Raw genomic sequence first — 18,632 nt, forward strand, 5'->3', positions numbered from 1 at the left:
GTTTTGCCATTGGCTGAATTGGTCGCGCTTAAGGCTCCAGAAAAAACTCATTAATCGCCTGCCGTCTTTATATCCCATCGGCAGCATCCCGGCCATGATCTCCGTTTGATGGTAAACCTGCTCCAGCGTGTGGTTAAACCGGTCTTCTCGATCTTCCCCAATGGCCCATAAAGCGCCCCATGCATAGGGCTTTACCCGGATAGGGATGTTCAGGCCATGGCGAAGCGTCGAGCGTGAGCCATCGGCGATAACGACACAATCATAAGGGCCGTAGTGATTTCCTTCCCGGTCAAACAACTGCACCTGATGCGGCTCGTTTTCGATGCAGCTGATTTCACAGGGGTTTTTAATGATGATGCCGCGTGATTGCATGGCCGTGAATAATTCGTCATAAAGCACGGCGCGATGCATACCCAGACCCATGTGATGCGGGACTAAATCCCGGTATTTTAAATCCAGTACAACCTTGTTTTTATGGTTTCTACCGTACAGTCCGTGAATAGGAACTCCCTTATCAAGCAGGGGTTTGACGATGCCGAGCTCTGACAGGATATGAAGGCCTGCTGGTTGCAGGAGAAAACCGGCACCCACGGGGGTTAACTGGCTGACTTTATCAAAAACAGTCACGTGAGCCCCTGTTTTTTTGAGGAAAAGCGCCGCTGCAGGCCCTGCAATACCGCAACCAATAATAGCGATACGGAGCATGGTTTATCCCATTATTCGGACAAAATGACCGGGTTCACCGAAATGTCGGCTTTTAACGTATTGGCGATGAAACACGCCGCATGCGCGTCCTTCAACAACTTTTGTAAAGACCCCTCATCCGGTTTTTTATCATTTTGGAAGCAGATTTCAGGTCGAAGAATAACTTCGGAAACAGCCCGGATGGTTTCATCAAGAATGCAGGTGGCCTTGTCGTTATAGTGATTAACCACATAACCCTGCTTACAGCACAGGGACAGAAAAGTCAGTAAAAAACAACTGGCCACGGCGGCGGTTAATAATTCTTCCGGGGTCTGAAATTGGGGGTTGCGAACCAGATTGGCCGATGAACTGATATCGATTTTAGGGCCGCCATAAAAATAGATGGTGTGCTTGCGGTCATAGGAATGGTATTGAAAATCAGGTGTTACCCGTTGCCATTGAAGCCTTACATTATAATCTGACATAGAAAATCCAAGTGACCAGGAATAATATTATTGTAAGTCAGTCTCGGCCTTTTTGTTAGTCAGCCTGATTTGATTTTTAGTGGCTTGGCTTAAAATTCCCTGAACCACGGCGATGAAATGCAGGTAACTGTTTACAAAGATTTTTTTGCTCTTTACAATGAGCTCATGATCTTTAAACAGATCACACTGGATGCGGCTCTATTCGGACAATAGGCGGCCTCTGAAACTCTCCGAAGTATCTTTAAAATTATCATCACAGAAGGACTCTGAATGAAAAGTAAAATCGGTTTAGCTCTGGCTATAGCATCAACATCAGCGTTTGCAGGAACGATGGGCCCTGTGGTTACATCAGAAAAGTTTTTTTTAATAGAAGGCGGCTTGGCTTATACCCACGCATTCTATAAAGATAGCGCCGTTTTCGCTGAATCCTTTACCCCCGTAACCCCGGCTGGATTTGCCATTAACCCCAACAATTTTTACCCCAAAAATTTCTGGGGCGGTTACATGGGTTTGTCTTTCTATTTCCCAAGCTGGCTGTTAAATGCCCGATACAGTCTCTATGAAAGCAAGGAAGAAACCAACTACACGGCGGGTACTGTTATTGAGCTGCAGCCTGCAAAGCTGGCCTTTACTGCTGATAAAGTATGGGGAAATATTAATCAGCTTTCTTATGGGCTGGGCGCCGGTGCAATCGTTGAGACGTTGAACAAAGGGGAAGCACGCATTCATATTGCAGCTGATAACCCGGTCTCTGAAACATTCCAGGGTCGCACCCAGATTAATCCCTTGGTTGAAGGCTTTGTCATGTACCGCTTCGCCAATAATTTTGGTGCGAAGTTCAACCTGGAATACCAAATCCCTGTCAGCAGAACCTTTGGTGACGGTGATTTGAATTTAAGTCTCGGTATTAACTACGCATTACCCGTTTAATTAACCTAAGGAAGCTAACATTATGGACAATTTAAACCGTCAGGATAATCTTGAAGCGGAAGTATTGTTTGATGACAGTGAGTTCTTCGAGCCATCGCTGTCTTCTTGCTGCTGCTGTTGCACCGCCGCCACGTCAGAAATGACTGATACAACGGATGCTGCGAAGTAAATCCCGGATGTTATCCCGCTAAAGTCTGACGTCTCGTCAGGCTTAGGGTTTGATGTAACAAACGCCTGATAGCCCGTTGCAAATTCTACCTGCGACGGGCCTGTCGCTTTATTCACGTCTAGACGGTGTAAAATGAAGTTAACTGTAAGCCTTAATGCTCCTTTCCTTTGCCCTTTTCAAGCCTTTGTGGATATGGCCAAAGCCTTGTCTTCTTCGCCCGCTCTGCCAAAGATGGTTTTTACCCCCGTCTCTGAACTGAGCACAATCAACGATTGGATTAATCTCGAATCCCTAGGCCAGCCAACCGCCATTCGGGCCCAGGCATTAAGTCTAAAACTACAGGCTTTGCTTCGAGAAAACGGGGTGGAAACGCTGGAATTGCATGTGCAAACAGCAAAAGGTCTGTTAAGTAAAGATAATCTCTATTTGTTTCTATTCTTAAACCGTTTAGTCTCCCTGCGTTTTATTTTTTATGTGGACGCTAAACACCTTGAGGACCTTAAGCAGGTATTGACTGTTGCTCAGGATGCGCTGGATTGGGATATCCGCTATCAAACCGAACCGGCCGGCTCAATGGAACCGGAAGATAATCAGGCGGTGCTTAAGGCGATGGGCTTTGATTTTAGTTTTGAGTATGACGCGGCGCTCACGGAAGCCGACGTGCAAAGACTCATCGGTTATGCCTGGGTGTGCCTTAAGGCTGGCGCGCCTGAAGCAGGAAGCCGTGCGCTGACAGACGTGCTGGCGCGGGATAATTTATCAACGCTGCAGCAGGAAAGCCTGTTAATGCACCTGTTATTGACCCGTTTCCTTGCCCATCAGTATGAAGACGTCACGGCCTTTACATTACCGCAGGAATTTTTATCCTTAAGCAAAGAGGATGTGACGAGCCTGCACTTCATAAAAGCCTATTCGGCCACGCTGACGCGCAATCTGGTTGTGGCCGAACATCACTTTAAAGCGTGCCAGGTTCATGAGGACATGCCGCTTAGCGATGAAAATTCACTTTATCGCCTCAATCTTTATGCGTTGTTTCTAGTCCTTAAAGGCCAGGAAGAAACCGCTTTAACATTGGAAATGCGCATTAAGAAATACATCGAGGATCATCAAATCACCGTTGCTGGCCTTAAATACGTGAATTATATCAACATTGCGCGCCTGTATAAAAAAGCCAAACAATTTGAGCAGGCATTGGCTTATTATGAACTCGCCTATCATGAAATCGGCGGTGGGGGTTATACCGTTTACGATCAAATCTATTACCACATGAACTTAGGCGCTGTGTATGAAGCGAAAGGCGACTATGACAATGCATTGTATTTTTGGATAAATGCCACCATGTACTGGCTGGCCTGTGAGAATCCCTATGCTTTGTCCTGGCGGCCGCGTTTGATCCTGGCTCAGGAAAAAATCACAGACATTCTAAAGCCATTGCCAGTCGGCAAGGCGGATGATTTTCTATATGCGAAAATCGAACAGCTGCTTTATCAATGCGGCATGGTCATAAGCACTGACTGTGCGGTCCCGTATATGTTTACGACCGAGAAAGTGGCAACCGAAGCCTGTTACATTGATCGCAACCGCATGATTTATGCTTCCGCCTCCGCGATGTCCCCATCTCGCTTATCGTCCGCCCGGCAACGTGTGCAGGCTCTGGTGTCCAATGTCCTTAAACAAACCCTGGCCATTCAGGAACACCACACGCTTCTCTGTGTCGATATTGTGCAGGAAGGCTTTGATGTTTTTTCAGCGGAACAGGCGTTTGTCATGGCCGCGCTCAAGGGGTGTCATACCTGTTATTTTGAGGGCAGACTGCTGTCTTTCAGCCAGGAAAAGAAAGAGGCGTTGCTCAATGAGGTCCAGGTATTTTTAACGCCAGCCATTCAGTCATTGGAAACCAAGGGCAATACCTATGATTTAAAATACCATCGCAGTTTTCTCAATAAGCGTCTTTCCGATGCAGAGGAGTGTACCTTGGTTGAACGGCTAAAGGCTGAAAAAAGACTCTATTATCAACAACTCAATGCCAATGAGCGTGCCGCCTTTGACCGCTTGATTGAAAAAAAAGTGGTCGTTTTTCAGAGGGATCCACGGTCTAGGCTCGTGGCAAAAAAAGCCTGCGTTGAAGCCTCGCTTTAGGCAGTATCGTGACGTTTGTATAAGGATAAATGCGGTGTACATCATTAATGATTATCAATTGATTGAAACGGATCTGCAATTGTATTTGAGTAGTTACGGCAAGGGCATCAAAATTCCGAGCCAAACCCTGAAGTCGGTATTGTATGCCTTAAAAAATCAACCGCTGCTTGAAATCAGTCAGGAGCAATTGACAGCCCTTGCAATGACACATGGGGTTGAGATGGAGGCGCTTAAAAAAGTGTTAATCAGCCAGCTTAATGTCTTAAAACCCATGCAGGCAAGAAAATTCCCGGTAATTTATATTAATAGCGATGATCCTCTGGTGGCACAATTACTTCAGGAGACCCTGGCGAAGGAGTATAATTGCCAGTGTGTGCCCCTGCCACAGCGCCATTATTCCCCGTCAAGCCTGGTTATCTTTTATCGAAAAAACTACTCGCATGCCGATTTTAAAACCTTGTACCGCCATCTGCCGCCACAGGTTTATTTAATTACCGCTGGCGTGCTGCACAAGCTGCTCATCATTGATAATCTTTATTACAAAGGCAGTGGTTTACCCAGTCATTTCTCTAATCTTCATCAGTTAATCGGCTACCTTAAGGGCGATATTCCAGCGACCAAAAATAATTGGTTGTTGTTTTACCGTGAACTTTTAAAGCAGGGGAGTGAGCAATTTCCTGATTCACCCGTCAATCCCTGCCAACAAGGCTATATTGCTTACTGCCTGCATCAATTTGCTGCGCAGTTTACTTCCATGTGGGGAGCGCCAACCCCGCTCGATAAAATCAATTGGTTCTGGCATGTGGATTTAAGCAGTTTTACCGTGCATCAGGAGATTGCAGTGCATTCACCATTTGCCGAAGAAGACATGCGGCTTGATTTGTCCAATCGCCAAGAGGAGCGGGCTGAATGAGCGCCGCAGTTAAAAAACCCTTTATCAATGGACTGGTGGAAGGGCATCTGGATGCGCAGGTCTATCAGGATATTCTCAGAACACATGCGAAAGAAAGCATCACCTTACTCGATTTTGGTCATTTAGCCATAACCAATGTGGATCAACGTGCCATTAGCCGGGTCCAGTTCACCGAGTGTGAGATGTCTCCATTCCATCATCACGATAAAGATTGTCAGACAGAAGAAGACGCCTTTTTTTCCCGTGATGGCTCGACCACACGCTTTGCACAACGCCCTGTGGATTTTTCATTGATTGAAACACTCCTGATTCATTCATTTTCACCCAACGAAGCCAATCATCGTCCTTATCCCTCGGCAGGGGGCTTATACCCGGTTGAACCCCTGGTGTTCTTATTTGAGGAGCGCATCAATCAAACAGCGGCGTTTTGTTCAGGCGCCTATCATTTCAGGCCGATTAGCCAAACCTTGCAATTAATCAAGAAAATGCCAAGCGACTTGTTTAAGCCATTACTGCACGGATTAATTGAGCCAGACTGTTTCCCCGCATTCGCTGTGGTTTATATTGCCCATGTGGGTAAAGCCATTTTTAAATACCGTTACCGCGGTTATCGCCATGCCGTCATGGAGGCCGGTTCGATGTATCAGCAGGCCTTGATGACAGCCCAGAATCTGGGGTTGCGAAGCACCGTCTGGTCATCGTTCAGTGATCACGAACTACTGTATGCGCTGGATTTGGATCCAGCTGTATACCTGCCTTTAACCATGCAATTATTTGGATACGGTGCGCCCCATGACTGAGTTAAATTCAAGCCGGCAAAAGCATTTACCCTATGCCTCTGTATCCCATGCCTCCATTCATCATGCCACTAAATTCAAGTTGTGCATGGAAAATAACCTGTCTACACCACGTTCAGCGGTTATAGACGGTATCATCAGCTACGGGGGCAGCACGGGGATTGGTCTTAATTTACCAAGAAAAGCCTATGGGGAGTTTCACGAACGCAACCATTTGTTTACCAAAGTGCCTGTGGATGATGTGAAGAAACTGACTGATGTGAGGCCGCTTGCCTGGCAAAAAAAATTACTTTCACTTTGTCAGGAAGGCAAGGAAACTGCGGCCTGCCTATCGCATCACTTTGCTTTTACCACGGTCTTTAATCTGTTTGATCATGCGCCGGTTGATTATTTCTATAATGCCATTTCCTTAAATGGCCAGAAAGAGGATGTACCTTACCTTTACTTCAGTGACAGCTGCGCCTGTGCGTCTCATCCCGTGCGTGAAAAGGCCCTGTATAATTCGCTGATGGAATTTATTGAACGGCAGGCGCTATTGGGCAGTTGGCTTTCACAACGCTGCCAATATGCCATAGATCCACTCATTCTAAAAGAAGTCACCCCTTATAGGGAATTGACCGAGCGGTTGCTCGACAATGGCAGCCTGTTTATTTTTGCCAATGGCAATCATCTGCCTGGGCATACGGTGATCATGTTTTATTTCGCCCACTCACCTAAGGACATGGTGCAATACTCCATAGGTTCAAGCAGTGGTTTGACGCTTACCGAGGCCCTAACCTCCTCTCTGGAGGAACTGTACCAATGCTATACCTTTTTGTATAACATGGAGTGCTCTGAGGGGTTGGCCAACAAAGCTGGTTCTGGCTACCACCTGCAGTTTCAGCAATGCAACCACGCGGGGGTGAAGGAAACGATTCCATTTTTTAAAACACCCATACCCTGCAAAATAGCGACCGTGGCTGATTTGCAGCAACTGAAAGAATACCGTTATGACGAAGTACTGTCCGCTTTAAGCGCCTTGAGTATGGATATTTTCTATTATCATGCTTACGATGAAGCCTTGGGGCTTCATCTGACCAAAGTGATGAGTCCCGATTTCTTTGCCCATATGTCACTCCGCAATGGCCTTAATATTGACAATGCTTATGCCAAAACGTTGGGCATTACGCGTGACAACGCTTACCTTGCAAAAATCCCGTTCCCCTAAACGGGAGCGGGATTTTTTACACCTGGCGCTGAGTTTTCAACCAGGCGGCCCTGTCCATCCAGGTAACCATACTGTTGCATGATGGGGGCATGCTGCGTCACCACTTGGCGCACTTGTGTTTCTGTTAGAGTATTACGCCAATCGCCGGCAATGCCTTTACGGAAAAAGGGACCGTTTTGCTTTTCCTTAAAACCAAACTGGCGCTCGAACGCCTGAAGTTTATCAAATGACGAATTCTCAATGGCATTAAGAACCGCTGCCTGGGTGAAGTCAAGACCTAAAAATTGCAAGGCTTTACCAAAGGTGGCCAGCGGATCCGTTAACATGTCTTCATAACGAAGAACCAACACCGGAAAATCCGGTAACAGCGTCCAGCTTTCAACGTGCAAGGACCAGGATAATAATTTCTGGCGTAATTGCTTATCCCGTTGCCCGGGCAGGGGTACTTCAAAGCCGGCTTGCCCCATCATATGGATACTCCAGTCCAGGGGGCATTGCACGTGATGTGCCATTGAAATCGCCGCATCAAGCGGGTTACGGATAAAATAAATTGCACCCAGACAACCCTCACTGGGAAAGAGTGGCTGATCATCATTGATAAACGTATAAGCATCATGTACTTTTATATACACCGGGTGCTCAAGCCTTGCTGCAAATGAGGCATAGGCTTTGGGGCGTAGCTTATCCACCTCGTCATCGCTTAAGGTGGCGCTGTCAAAGCCTAAGGCTTTGTTCATCCACCCGCGGTTAGCCACCATCGGGGAGCCAAGAATGTTGTCCATGTCATTGATGAGGCTCAATTCGGACGCGGGTTGAAGTAATTTGGATAAAACAATACGAAACCAGGTATTTCCGGATTTCGGATAAGACGCTAACCAGAAAATACCTTGTGTTTTAGGCATAGTCACCTTCCTTTTGTATGAATGATTTAAGGTAATCGCCGCGTTTAAGTTTTTGCAGGAGGTTGTGGCTTAACAGCATGACAGCAACAATAAAACCGCTTAAAAACCCAAGACGTAAACCAATGGGGCCGCCATGCAAACCAAATGCTGCGACAGCACTTAAGGGCAATGACACCCCCCAAAGGGACAGTAAATTAATCCGGCCTGGGTTTCGTGAATCGTGGAAGCCGCGCAAGGCACAGGTGAGCAGGTTACGTAACCCATCGACCACAAGAAAACCAGCACTCAATAAAAAGAATGCCGTTGACAGCGCATAAAAAGCAGGAGGAAAGGAATCCGTACCGATATAAAAACAGGTTAATTGCCTGGAGAAAACCGCAAAGACCACAATTACTGGCACGATATACGCTGCAAAAAGACATAACGCGGCCAGGATAATGGCTGAAACAGGGGCGTACTGCGTTCGCTGTGCTTCGCTAATCGTTAATGCCAGAGCCTGGGATAGGCCAAAATTAAGCATAAAAACCACCAACGCGTACTGATTGGTTATTTGCAGGGCGGCGAGGGCATTGGTGCCAAAATAACCCATCAGGTAAGTGGCGCAGGCCATTACTGCCAATTCTCCACCAAATTGAATACCAATCGGCAGGCCTAGTTTGAGGATTTTGGTGCAAAGAGGCCAATCGATTGTCAGGGAAAAACGCCGCAGCAAGGGATTTTTCCGCAGGAGAAAGTAAAGTACTCCGCACAGTAGAATCATCTGTACCATCAAACTGGCTAATGAGACGCCTGCGAGTCCCCATTGCGGCAAACCAAAATGCCCGGGCACCAGCATGTAGGCGATGAGGAGGGTTAAGGGCAGGCCAAGCATTTCAAGCCATAGAGCAACCTGTGCCTTGCCAGTGCCTAAATAAAATTGCAGGATGACGGTGAGCCAGAGCATGGGAAACAGGCCTAAGGCTGAGAAGAAAAAGTATTCCCGTGTTAAAGCGACAAGGGCTGTATCCTGATGCAATAAGAGCAATAGCTTGTCCATGTAAATCAGGCTTAGCGCCCCAGGAAGGGCTAGAGCTGTTGCCAGGAACAGGGCATTACTGATGAGTTTGCCGGTTTGGGCGGATGGTTGTGGTTGCGAGCGGATAAGGATGCCAATGGCGTAAAAAATGGACGAGGTCAGGGTTAAAACCGTCATGTAACTTGAAATAGCGAGGGAACCTGCCGCGAGTTGATCGTCGCCCTGGCGGGCCACCATCATCATCACGATAAAATGGCCAAACACATGAAGCAAACGGCTTAAACTGATTGGCAAGGCAAGACGAAAAAGCACCAGAAAAGGGAGCTTGCTTTTGGTTACTTCCTGTAAGCGGGCGGTTTCCATTTTTTATGACGAATCAAGGCGTTAGGCGGCGTGATCATAAGATAATATCATCTGTTTAACAAGAATTCGGAATAGAAAAAGAAGTGGGCATCCATTAGGAACCACAGATGAGGGGGATTGGCAGAACAATCGACGGTTTATGGTGATGACTGAAGCCTGACGTGGTCTGGTTTGTATTATACTGATGAGATATGTTGTTTTTTTTGGTCAAGATGATGCCGTCAACCCAAGCGCCGTTAATTTCAGTAATGAAAAAATTCGGTTACACCGCAAACAATCAGGGAATCTGTGCGGGACTCATTTGTATGGTGGCGTTTGCGGAACTTGCCGATGACGAGGAGCGGTTTGATAAACGCATAGCATTAATCAATGAACTCCATGCCGGAAAAATAACCTATGAAAACACAACCGATGTCAGGGAAATGCTCCGTCTGATTCGTGATAAAGTGAAAAAGCATAAAAAATTAACGGCATTTGAAAAAAATATCCTGGCTATCGATGCCTTCTTTGCCGATATAGAACTCGCCCACCATACTGATCGGTACCGTGAGTTTTTTGACGTATTTATTGCAAAAGCCGATGTTGAAAAATTATCCCGGATTATCGGCTCCCAAAAAATCACTCAATTGGGCGGCGTCGAAAAAGTGTACTCTGATCCGTTTATAGGCAATGAAAAAAAATTAAAGGATTATTTAAAAAAATTAAGCCAGATTTTAACTGATTATGAGAAAGAAGCCGGTGATAAAACAAATACCCGGTTGTCCATCAGCCTCTACAGCCCGCTTCATCGCCTGCGCATCAAATACCTTCCGGATGAAAAGGCCTGGCTTTTGACGGATCCCAATCAATTACCCACTAAAAAAGTCCCTTTTAAACAGATAGCGTCTGAGATAATCAAAGCGTTTCATGACCAATCGACCAGCGCCTTTGACGTGCAGATTTTTTCAGTGGGCAGCAACCCTTTGCTTAAATCGGTTCGCGCGCAGTTTGATGCGTTTAAGCAAACCCGGGTAATCACTGCAAAAGAGGCAGAAAAGGCAACAAAAAAGACGTCGGTACAAACTGGAGGTACCCGGCTTATACATGTGGCGGCCATGCATGGGGATGTTAAAACCTTAAAGCAGGTATCCGCGTTGAACAGGAAATACCTTCGGGTGGAGGATAATGACGGTTACACGCCATTGCTTTATGCTGCCCAATACGGGCATGAAGAGGCTCTAGCCTTCCTTGCCTCACAAAATGCGCATGACTTGATAAAGGCAACGGCCCTGGGTTTTTCTCCCCTTGATTTAATCATCCTCAATGATCATGCACATCTTGTCAGAACACTGGTTTCCTATAAAGAGATTTGGGCTAATTTACCGAAGGTCGAATCACCGCTTTTCAAGGCGGCAAGGCAGGTAAAGCTGGGCGTATTGTTTGCCCTGGTTAATCAGGATGCCAACGGGTTAAATCAAGCTGATGACTTTGGCGAAACGCCCGTTCATGCTTTAGTCAGAGGCGATATCGATGGGCAAGTAATTGAAGCGCTAGCCCACCATGGCGCTGATTTCATGAAGTCCTCTGCTCAGGGGACGACACCGCTATCGCTTGCAGCCCATAGAAAAAAATGGGATTGGGTGGCGATTATGCTGCTTCATCAGCCCGAGGGCACGGCAACCCCTAAAAACCTGGAGGCGAAGGCCCTGCAGGCGGCGGCGCTGACCTACCTTCAGTCTTTGCCGGATGCGGAAAGGGAGCATTTTATCCAGGGGATTAAAACGAAAAAAAATGGACTGGGGCAATGGCTTGTCAGCCTGTCTCCTGCCCCAGAGGCATCGTCATTACGGTTGTTTAAAGAAAGCAATACGCCATTTGAAAAATTCATTCACGAATTGGACCAAAAATTTTCAGCTGGCGGTGACTTAACCTTATAAAGGGACCGGGGCTACCTGCGTATCCAAGGTTTTTCCTCAAGAGACGTAATCAGAAATTGTTGTGAGGAATCACTGTTTTCAGGTACAGGTTCAATCTGGACCGTTTGCACCAATGGGGGATTGAACGGTCCAGAAGATGTGGCCCATTGATAGGTGATTTCAAATTGCCATACGTTGCTTTTCTCTACGGTTTTTTTAATGGTATACGAGGTAATCCAGGGACTGGATGTTCCGGAAACCCAGGAAGGCCATGCCTCTTTGTATTTTTCCTTCAAAGCCTGGGAGAACAACATAAACTGCACAGCACCATTGCGATTTTTATTAGCCAGGGCAAACAGATTGGCCGCACCTTCTGCTGTTTCAGGGGCGAGTGCTCTTTCCAGCATATGAATACGGGCAGCATCCGATTCTGTTTTAAGCATAGGGTTAGACAAGCAGGCGGTGGAATAAAAGACTAAGGCAATCATCAAGGCAGGTATTGATCGGGCGCGCATGGTTATCTCCGGTGAGGGCCGCAATAAAACAAACTACTACAAAGCCGGCATGGCTGCAATCGCCCGTAGAGTAGGGTAAGATAGTCTTTTCAGGAAAAAGTCTTTATGCGTGTGAAGTAAAGACAGGACAGGGATGAGATATGAAGTATATAACATGTTGTTTGGGCGCCGGTTGCCTGTTCTTAACCTCGCCCTTGCTGGCAACGCCGGATGCGGGGTTTGAGGGGCGGGGCTGGTTTGTTCGTGCGGGCCTTGGCCTGGGTGAGCCTGATTTTAATCGGACAATGGCCATTGACAATGGCTCCGGCTTTCCGTCGCCTCTCCATGTCGATTTGTATTCCACCAGCAAAAAGACGGCAACGAGCGTCAATCTGGCGGCCGGGTACAATTGGCATCGCCGCCAAATCGGCCTGCCGGCTGTAAGCGTTGGATTAAATTATCAGCATTTATTCAGCAATGACATAAATGGCACCATTACGCAATATTCCTTACCGCAATTTACCAATTACCGATATACCTGGGCTGTTGAAAGCGAGGTTCTGGCCCTCTTCGCACGCACGAATCTTATCCAGTACCAGCGTTTGCTGCCTTACTTCGAGGGAAGTATCGGATCGGCATGGAATACGGCATCCCATTACCGGGAAACGCCTTTTTCCGGGGTTACACCAAGAACTAGTCCCTGGTTTCGAAACCACACGTCCACCCATTTCACCTACAGCCTGGGTGCGGGCCTTGATTTTACACTGACAGAAAAAATAACGGTGTCGCTTGGCTATGAGTTCAGGGATTGGGGTACGGTAACTTCAAAATCAGGGGAATTGACCTGGTCACAGGAGCAGTTAAATGCCGGACATTACCGCACGCATTCAGGCCTGCTCAGTCTGACTTATCTGTTTGGCCAACCCCCAGTCTATTTATCAAAATAAGAGATCGTTATGCATAAAACCAATCATTTTTTAAGCCTGGCATTGTTGGCTTTTTTTAATGCCGCGTTTGCGTCGGATCCGGTTTCATGGACATTGACGCCCGCAGGCGGTTTCAGCCCAACCCAGGTCGGGCATCAATCGCATGTTACCTATACGCTAACTAATCATTTGCCTCTGGCGGCTACAATTGTGACGTCCATCACGTCCACAGGGGGTAACTTTTCGGTGGTAAATGGCTGTGCCGGCAAAAACCTTGCACCAAACGGCCGCTGTCATATCACCATTGGCTTTTCCCCTTCAGAAGCGGACGTGTCAACACTGCAATTAACATACGGCTATCACAATAATCGCATTCCCCTGCCCACGCTCAGGGCACAGGGTACGGCTGCGCCGGCAGGCGCCGTACAGGGCAGTATCGCCGGTTTGCCTGCTGTCATGACGCTCAATCCTTTGCAAACGCCTGATTTTACCCTGACTTACACCAATGCCGGCAATGCAGCGGTTACAGGTTTTGCCGGTAATGCCATGGGGGCAGACATTGTCAGCGTGACACCTGGCGTTGCGAATGTGGCCGTGCTGGAAAATAATTGTGGCACGCCCGGTGTGCCTGTGGTTTTACAGCCGCAGGCTTCCTGTACGGTTACAGGGCAAATTACTCCAACCCATGCGGGGCAACTGGCTTTGCGCGGTTTGTTTACCTACGGCACGAAATCAGCGCAGGTGCTCGCCTCGGCGCTGGTCGAGCAGGGTAGCGGCAGTTGCACCGTGCATGGGCAAACAGCACTGCCTTTGCCAGCCGTGACTTACCAGTACAGCGACAACACGGTTAAATTTATTTTTGAGAACGAGTGCAGCGCCACGGCCGCCACGTTGGGCCAGGTGCAGGTGGCGACAAGCTTTACTCCGAACAGCGGCCAGAGTGCCACAACCACGGTTTTGCCGCTTTATGATACCTGTTCAGGGCAAACCTTGCCTGCACAGGGGCAGTGTTATGTTATTGCTTCCGTGATTCCGAACGACACGGCGCAGGACATGAAAATAGAAGCTCAAGTCCTGGCTGGCGGCGTTACGGCCAGCGCGTCGACTTCAGCGCCTGTGCGTGCCAACAACAGCAGCAGCCATACCGTCCACTTTGTCAACCAGTGCCCCTTTAATGTCTGGTATGGCATTGCCAATGGCTCCGGGGGTAATTTTTCACCCGATCCCACCCCGGGAAGCCAGAACAGCGGCGGCGCGCCAGCGAGTGCTTACCTCCTGCCCAAACAGGTAACCGGTCAATTGCCCAGTACCATCGATTTGACCGTGAGCGCTTACATCAATGGTGCTATTTGGCCTAGAACCGGGTGTGCGTCTGACGGGATCAATTTTGCCTGTGAGACGGGCATGTGCAACACCTTGTCAGCCACGTCCGGTACCTGCGTGGTAAGGGGCGGGGCGCTGGATCAGCCATCGCCTCCGTACACCAAGTTTGAATTTACCATTAATTCAACACCGGCCACGGATGGTGTATATGATGTGTCTGTGATCAACGGCATGAATGTGCCGGTTGAAATTAAGGGTCTTGGGCCTGTTGCAGCGGTGCGCCATTCCAATGCACCGGTGCTGGGGCACTGATTCAGCCGCCGGGCAACAGCTTGGGGTCGTGTCCCTGGGCATTTGATCCATCCTTTTCGGGGGTATTGGCGGTGGATGTGGTTTGGGTCAGTGCGGGTGCTGATGACGCTTGCTTAAGCGACAGTGATTGTTCGAACGGTCAGGTTTGCGGTATGGCGTTTAACAGCGTGCCTGCCAATGCGCCTATAAACCGACGCTGCGGCGATTTCATCGGTTACACGGCCATTACCAATTTCGTAGGCTACCCTTTAAATGGCCAGTGGGGCAGCCAGAATCTTTATACCAAATACGATATTGGCACCCCGATGACGACTATCTCGGCCAAAAATTACGGAACCTTTGGCGGTAATCCAGCTATTTTCGGTAATCTGCTGGCTTGCCAGGTTACCAGCAATGATTCAGCCAATACCTGCTACAACAGTGGCTTGCCTAATCTGGCCAATTGCTGCGGCTGTGTCGATTGGCCGAACAGCAGTGTTCCTACGGCGGTCAATGCCAGTTGTGCTGGCACCAATGCTGACTGGACCAATACAGCGGGCACCGAGGTTACGGGCCAAAATGCTATTCTGTGGCTGAAGAAAGCCTGTCCAACCGCCTATTCTTATCAGTTTGACGACCCCTCCAGTTCGTTTACCTGTAACCCGGGTGCAACGACACGAACCAGCTATCAGATTGTTTTCTGCCCCGGGGGGCAATCGTCGTTGCCGGCTGGTGCGGTGGATGGGCGGTAATGGTGTGAGAAAACCGCGGCTTGGTCGCGGTTTTCTCACCTGTTCATTGAAATAATGCTTTTATAATATGTGGAAAAAGGATGGTAAAAATCAAAATAGCGAAAATGATCATGAAATTGATTTTACTGCCGGCGTTAATGGGTTTTTCACCACGGTTGATATTGATGCTGCCAACGCCTTCATTGGAACTGTAAAACGTATCCTGATCCACAACAATAGCCTGAGGAATGAGTTGCTCGGACTCGGTTTTAACTGTGCTTAATTTTTTAACTGCCGTTCCGATAGCTAGAAACTCTATCAAGCCATTGCCCAGTTGATAAACGTAGGTTTTGACGCCAACCACATCATCGGCACCGATGGCTTTAGCCTCTTCGTTAATGATGTTTAAGGCGTTTTCGCGGGCATCATACAGCAGAGTGGTTAATTCAGTGATTTCGCCGCGAACGAAGGATTTTAATGCGGACGTGATGCCGCCAATAAATCCCAAGGAGTAAACCGATGTGCCAAGGAGCAGGCGCAGGGGGGCATAACCCCTATTCGCCATGTTCCACATTTCAATGTTCGTCATGTCGCTGGTGACAGGGTCCTGCATTTTATCACCAGGCAATTGGGTGCTGTATGAAGCCGTACCGATCATTAACATTTCATTCACACCGCCAAAGGGTAAAATGGTGGTACGGATGCCAAGCACGGCATTGGCATTATGTTCTACGGCATGGCCGACAATGCGTGACAGGGCCAGATGGCGGGTGTGGTTAAATATATGGGAATACTCTTTGATTTCTCCACGGCCTAAGGTTTTCAAACCACCCATAAGACCGCGGCCTATACCCATGGAATAGGCGACGTTGCCGAAAGCGAAACAAATGGGTCGATAACCGGCATCAAGCTGGGCATATAATTCCTGACCATCGGCTGACGTTGAAAATTTATTGGGAGCGGCACTGGTGGCATGAATGCCTGAGCCTATGGCTAAAAATTCAATATTGGAACCATGAAAAATCAAATGGCTGTTGACGCCGGTAATGCCGGTCGCCCCATGATTATTGGCTTCCTGCAACAGTCGTTGGTATGCTGTTTTTCGGCCTTCCTCAATCAATTGGGTAATCTGAGTGAGTTCGCCACCCAGCATGGATTTAAACCCGGAGCCAATACTGCCCAATATGCCTAAAGAATGGGTGCTGTTCCCTACAACGATATTGCCTGGGGCATAGCCTTTGGTAGCCAAGCAGAAAATTTCATTACCGGATAACCCTGTGGTGACGGCCATTGATAATCCTTATCAGGTTTTTTATCAATAATAGCCGATACCACATGGTTTAACATGGTCAGGATTACCCTTTATAAAGCGTATCCAATGCCTGATAGGCCGCATCGGAATGGCTGTCATCCTCTTCTTCGTTTTCTTTTTTTTCTTCCTTCTTTTCTATTTTTTCGTCTTTTAGTTTAAGCGGTTGCTCGTTTTGTCTGCGCCCTGTCTCCCACTCTCGCACGGCCCGGCAAAGGTTGGTTACTTTGCCCTCAAAGCAGGTCGTCTCTGAATTTTTTACCAATTCGTCCAATGCCGATAATTGGTCGCTGCCTGTAATAGCCCCCATAATCTTAATCAATTGTTTAAGAATCAGGAATTGAGGCGAAGGGGGCTTACCGGTGGTTGCATTTTTAACCGAAGCAAAAAAGGACGAGAAGCTATACCCACTCTCGTTTTCTATACGAGTCTCAAGGCGTTGCAGCTGCGTTTCAGCGAGGGCTTTAAGGATAAGAAAAGACCTCTGCAATTGATGGAAGTCCAGCAGACTGATGTTGTCCAGCATGACATCAACAAAATCGGTACTTTTAAATATGGCTTTGACTGCTTCCTCATTGGTATCGATGAGGCAGCGATGAAATAACAGGCAGGCCTTGAGTTCCGGGGGCATCGCCTGAGGGATGTATTCCTTGTCAAGACGCTGGATGTAATCGGAGCTTGAAAGGGTTTTAATTGAGGTCAACGGCTTTTTTTCCTGCGCCTGTTGGCCATAGCGATCAAAACTGCCTTTATAATCCACGGCTATAATGCGATTATCCTGCCGGGTAATCAGCAGAAAACAATAACCACCGAAATCCAGTGTCGGCGGTTCAGCCGGAATGTTGTTGCTGGTGGTGTGGTAGCGAAGATGCTTAAGCAGGTGCATGTTCATGGTGCCATGACCCATGACAATACGCATATTTGATGAATTCTTGGAGGAATGCGTACTCCCAGCTATTCGGTTATAGGCGATATTGAGACGCTTCATAAAGGAAAGGGCATTTTCGCCGAGAATAAAAAAGTCTTCTGTGGAGCGGGCAGAGTAGCCTTCTTTTTCAAAATCGACTGCAATTTCAGAACAAGGACGCGATGCTCGTCCACTGGCTATGACGGTCGTATTGTATTGCACTTCCGCGTAATGCGGATCAACAGTAACCTCATCGATAACACGGGGTCCAAAGCTGGCATACAGGGCCGTTTGATAGGCTCTGGCGACAGGAGAGACTTTCAGTTCAACTTTTTCGATGGGTTGAAGAAGTTGGAAATAGAGCAGGGCTTGCGTTTTGAAATGCTGGGCTAAGTTTAAGGAAAAGTTGGATTGGGATGCACCGAGAGTAAAGGCATCAAGGCCTGCATCCTCTTTTAATCCCAGGCCTTTATTCAGGGAAGAGCAGACTTCATGTCGATGGAGCATCAATATGTCTACCGAAGCCTCAGGGTTGCTTTTTTGGGTTTGAGAAACCCATTCGGACTGTTTAAGCGCGCGAAAGTAAGCAATATGTTCAGCCAAGAGCCGGGATTGGACATGGAGGTAGGCATTGATGCCAGGATCGATGGTTTCTCGAATGCCCACCGTATTTAAATAGCTTTTGATGGTTTCCCTGGGGCTTGAAAGAATTCCTAGTTTCGAAATATAGGTGGGTTGTAGCTGACCGTAAAGATCAACCAATTCGTTTAAACGTTTGCATAAATTATCGACGTTATCCGCAATCATGGCAGGCAGGCCGGCAGTTGGCGCGGAGAGAATAGCCATTATTTTTTTTATCCGGTCTTCGACTTCCTCGCTGCTCAATGCCGGACTAGTCAGTGTATTCATGTTGCTTCGTAAAGCAGATTCCAGACTCTCCCGGCTAGCCTCAAGCTCTTTCTGCCATTCCAGGATTGCATTCGAATAATAGTTTTTTTCATCCTGCTTTAACGTTTTCATTACACTGGCTGAAGAATTCATACTTACCTCGTTCCCTGAAAAAAAATCATTATACAATAAATTATTTTATTTCCGACCTGTCAACGGGAATTGCAAATTTAAGCAAAAATGGTCAAATAAAACAGGATGTCT

At 47.7% G+C, this 18,632-nt stretch carries 17 protein-coding genes; 10 read left to right on the forward strand and 7 right to left on the reverse strand.

The window, feature by feature from the left end; all coding sequences use genetic code 11:
• Positions 1 to 705 (reverse strand): FAD-dependent oxidoreductase (locus Lery_RS09705; protein WP_156412489.1); only part of this gene is annotated, 705 nt, incomplete at its 3' end.
• Between the two features lie 11 nt (positions 706 to 716).
• Positions 717 to 1,169, reverse strand: a complete 453-nt coding sequence (locus Lery_RS09710) for an OsmC family protein (RefSeq protein WP_058527063.1) — start codon at positions 1,167 to 1,169, stop codon at positions 717 to 719.
• Positions 1,170 to 1,439: 270 nt separating this feature from the next.
• Here Lery_RS09710 and Lery_RS09715 point away from each other — a divergent pair, with 270 nt between their 5' ends.
• The 6 genes from Lery_RS09715 to Lery_RS09735 all read left to right on the forward strand — a co-directional run bounded on the left by Lery_RS09715 (position 1,440) and on the right by Lery_RS09735 (position 7,324).
• A complete protein-coding gene (locus Lery_RS09715) occupies positions 1,440 to 2,099 on the forward strand; it encodes a hypothetical protein (RefSeq protein WP_058527064.1) in 660 nt (219 codons plus the stop codon).
• Positions 2,100 to 2,121: 22 nt separating this feature from the next.
• Complete coding sequence (locus Lery_RS15310) at positions 2,122 to 2,268, forward strand: hypothetical protein (RefSeq protein WP_156412488.1); 147 nt, start codon at positions 2,122 to 2,124, stop codon at positions 2,266 to 2,268.
• Positions 2,269 to 2,400: 132 nt separating this feature from the next.
• Positions 2,401 to 4,407, forward strand: coding sequence for a tetratricopeptide repeat protein (locus tag Lery_RS09720; protein WP_058527065.1), 2,007 nt, complete (start codon positions 2,401 to 2,403; stop codon positions 4,405 to 4,407).
• A 34-nt stretch (positions 4,408 to 4,441) separates the two neighbouring features.
• A complete protein-coding gene (locus tag Lery_RS09725; protein WP_058527066.1) occupies positions 4,442 to 5,320 on the forward strand; it encodes a hypothetical protein in 879 nt (292 codons plus the stop codon).
• Complete coding sequence (locus Lery_RS09730) at positions 5,317 to 6,120, forward strand: SagB/ThcOx family dehydrogenase (protein WP_058527067.1); 804 nt, start codon at positions 5,317 to 5,319, stop codon at positions 6,118 to 6,120. Before Lery_RS09725 ends, Lery_RS09730 begins: the two co-directional genes overlap by 4 nt.
• Complete coding sequence (locus Lery_RS09735) at positions 6,113 to 7,324, forward strand: YcaO-like family protein (protein ID WP_058527068.1); 1,212 nt, start codon at positions 6,113 to 6,115, stop codon at positions 7,322 to 7,324. The genes Lery_RS09730 and Lery_RS09735 overlap by 8 nt, the downstream gene beginning before the upstream one ends.
• Here Lery_RS09735 and Lery_RS09740 read toward each other — a convergent pair.
• The gene (locus tag Lery_RS09740; RefSeq protein ID WP_058527069.1) at positions 7,321 to 8,226 is read right to left on the reverse strand and encodes a sulfotransferase domain-containing protein; all 906 of its coding nucleotides are present in this window, start codon (positions 8,224 to 8,226) and stop codon (positions 7,321 to 7,323) included. The genes Lery_RS09735 and Lery_RS09740 overlap by 4 nt on opposite strands.
• Positions 8,219 to 9,604, reverse strand: a complete 1,386-nt coding sequence (locus tag Lery_RS09745; protein WP_058527070.1) for an MATE family efflux transporter — start codon at positions 9,602 to 9,604, stop codon at positions 8,219 to 8,221. Before Lery_RS09745 ends, Lery_RS09740 begins: the two co-directional genes overlap by 8 nt.
• A gap of 191 nt (positions 9,605 to 9,795) precedes the next feature.
• Here Lery_RS09745 and Lery_RS09750 point away from each other — a divergent pair, with 191 nt between their 5' ends.
• Positions 9,796 to 11,520: an ankyrin repeat domain-containing protein gene (locus Lery_RS09750; protein WP_058527071.1), complete on the forward strand. Its 1,725-nt coding sequence runs from the start codon at positions 9,796 to 9,798 to the stop codon at positions 11,518 to 11,520.
• 11 nt (positions 11,521 to 11,531) lie between these two features.
• Here the strand turns inward: Lery_RS09750 and Lery_RS09755 are convergent, their stop codons facing one another.
• A complete protein-coding gene (locus Lery_RS09755) occupies positions 11,532 to 12,014 on the reverse strand; it encodes a hypothetical protein (protein WP_237759202.1) in 483 nt (160 codons plus the stop codon).
• Positions 12,015 to 12,154: 140 nt separating this feature from the next.
• On the opposite strand from Lery_RS09755, the gene Lery_RS09760 reads away from it, so the two are divergent.
• Genes Lery_RS09760 through Lery_RS09770 form a run of 3 tightly spaced genes read left to right on the forward strand, consistent with a single transcriptional unit; the run spans position 12,155 to position 15,285 of the window.
• Positions 12,155 to 12,940 carry an outer membrane protein gene (locus Lery_RS09760; protein ID WP_058527072.1) on the forward strand — a complete coding sequence of 262 codons (786 nt, stop codon included), beginning with the start codon at positions 12,155 to 12,157 and terminating at the stop codon, positions 12,938 to 12,940.
• A gap of 9 nt (positions 12,941 to 12,949) precedes the next feature.
• Positions 12,950 to 14,554, forward strand: coding sequence for a thaumatin family protein (locus Lery_RS09765; protein WP_058527073.1), 1,605 nt, complete (start codon positions 12,950 to 12,952; stop codon positions 14,552 to 14,554).
• A gap of 20 nt (positions 14,555 to 14,574) precedes the next feature.
• Complete coding sequence (locus Lery_RS09770) at positions 14,575 to 15,285, forward strand: thaumatin family protein (protein WP_131751009.1); 711 nt, start codon at positions 14,575 to 14,577, stop codon at positions 15,283 to 15,285.
• Between the two features lie 43 nt (positions 15,286 to 15,328).
• Here the strand turns inward: Lery_RS09770 and Lery_RS09775 are convergent, their stop codons facing one another.
• Complete coding sequence (locus Lery_RS09775) at positions 15,329 to 16,555, reverse strand: heavy metal-binding domain-containing protein (RefSeq protein ID WP_058527075.1); 1,227 nt, start codon at positions 16,553 to 16,555, stop codon at positions 15,329 to 15,331.
• A gap of 64 nt (positions 16,556 to 16,619) precedes the next feature.
• The gene (locus Lery_RS09780) at positions 16,620 to 18,521 is read right to left on the reverse strand and encodes a hypothetical protein (protein ID WP_058527076.1); all 1,902 of its coding nucleotides are present in this window, start codon (positions 18,519 to 18,521) and stop codon (positions 16,620 to 16,622) included.
• Positions 18,522 to 18,632 lie beyond the last annotated feature (111 nt).

It is taken from the genome of Legionella erythra, from assembly GCF_001467615.1.
GTDB lineage: Bacteria > Pseudomonadota > Gammaproteobacteria > Legionellales > Legionellaceae > Legionella_C > Legionella_C erythra.

Bases quoted from the DNA above. Each gene is read 5' to 3' on its own strand.
- Lery_RS09760 (WP_058527072.1), top strand. From the start codon at position 12,155: ATGAAGTATATAACATGTTGTTTGGGCGCCGGTTGCCTGTTCTTAACC.
- Lery_RS09740 (WP_058527069.1), bottom strand. From the start codon at position 8,226: ATGCCTAAAACACAAGGTATTTTCTGGTTAGCGTCTTATCCGAAATCC.
- Lery_RS09720 (WP_058527065.1), top strand. From the start codon at position 2,401: ATGAAGTTAACTGTAAGCCTTAATGCTCCTTTCCTTTGCCCTTTTCAA.
- Lery_RS09735 (WP_058527068.1), top strand. From the start codon at position 6,113: ATGACTGAGTTAAATTCAAGCCGGCAAAAGCATTTACCCTATGCCTCT.
- Lery_RS09775 (WP_058527075.1), bottom strand. From the start codon at position 16,555: ATGGCCGTCACCACAGGGTTATCCGGTAATGAAATTTTCTGCTTGGCT.
- Lery_RS15310 (WP_156412488.1), top strand. From the start codon at position 2,122: ATGGACAATTTAAACCGTCAGGATAATCTTGAAGCGGAAGTATTGTTT.
- Lery_RS09745 (WP_058527070.1), bottom strand. From the start codon at position 9,604: ATGGAAACCGCCCGCTTACAGGAAGTAACCAAAAGCAAGCTCCCTTTT.
- Lery_RS09715 (WP_058527064.1), top strand. From the start codon at position 1,440: ATGAAAAGTAAAATCGGTTTAGCTCTGGCTATAGCATCAACATCAGCG.
- Lery_RS09755 (WP_237759202.1), bottom strand. From the start codon at position 12,014: ATGCGCGCCCGATCAATACCTGCCTTGATGATTGCCTTAGTCTTTTAT.
- Lery_RS09765 (WP_058527073.1), top strand. From the start codon at position 12,950: ATGCATAAAACCAATCATTTTTTAAGCCTGGCATTGTTGGCTTTTTTT.
- Lery_RS09750 (WP_058527071.1), top strand. From the start codon at position 9,796: ATGTTGTTTTTTTTGGTCAAGATGATGCCGTCAACCCAAGCGCCGTTA.
- Lery_RS09710 (WP_058527063.1), bottom strand. From the start codon at position 1,169: ATGTCAGATTATAATGTAAGGCTTCAATGGCAACGGGTAACACCTGAT.
- Lery_RS09730 (WP_058527067.1), top strand. From the start codon at position 5,317: ATGAGCGCCGCAGTTAAAAAACCCTTTATCAATGGACTGGTGGAAGGG.
- Lery_RS09780 (WP_058527076.1), bottom strand. From the start codon at position 18,521: ATGAATTCTTCAGCCAGTGTAATGAAAACGTTAAAGCAGGATGAAAAA.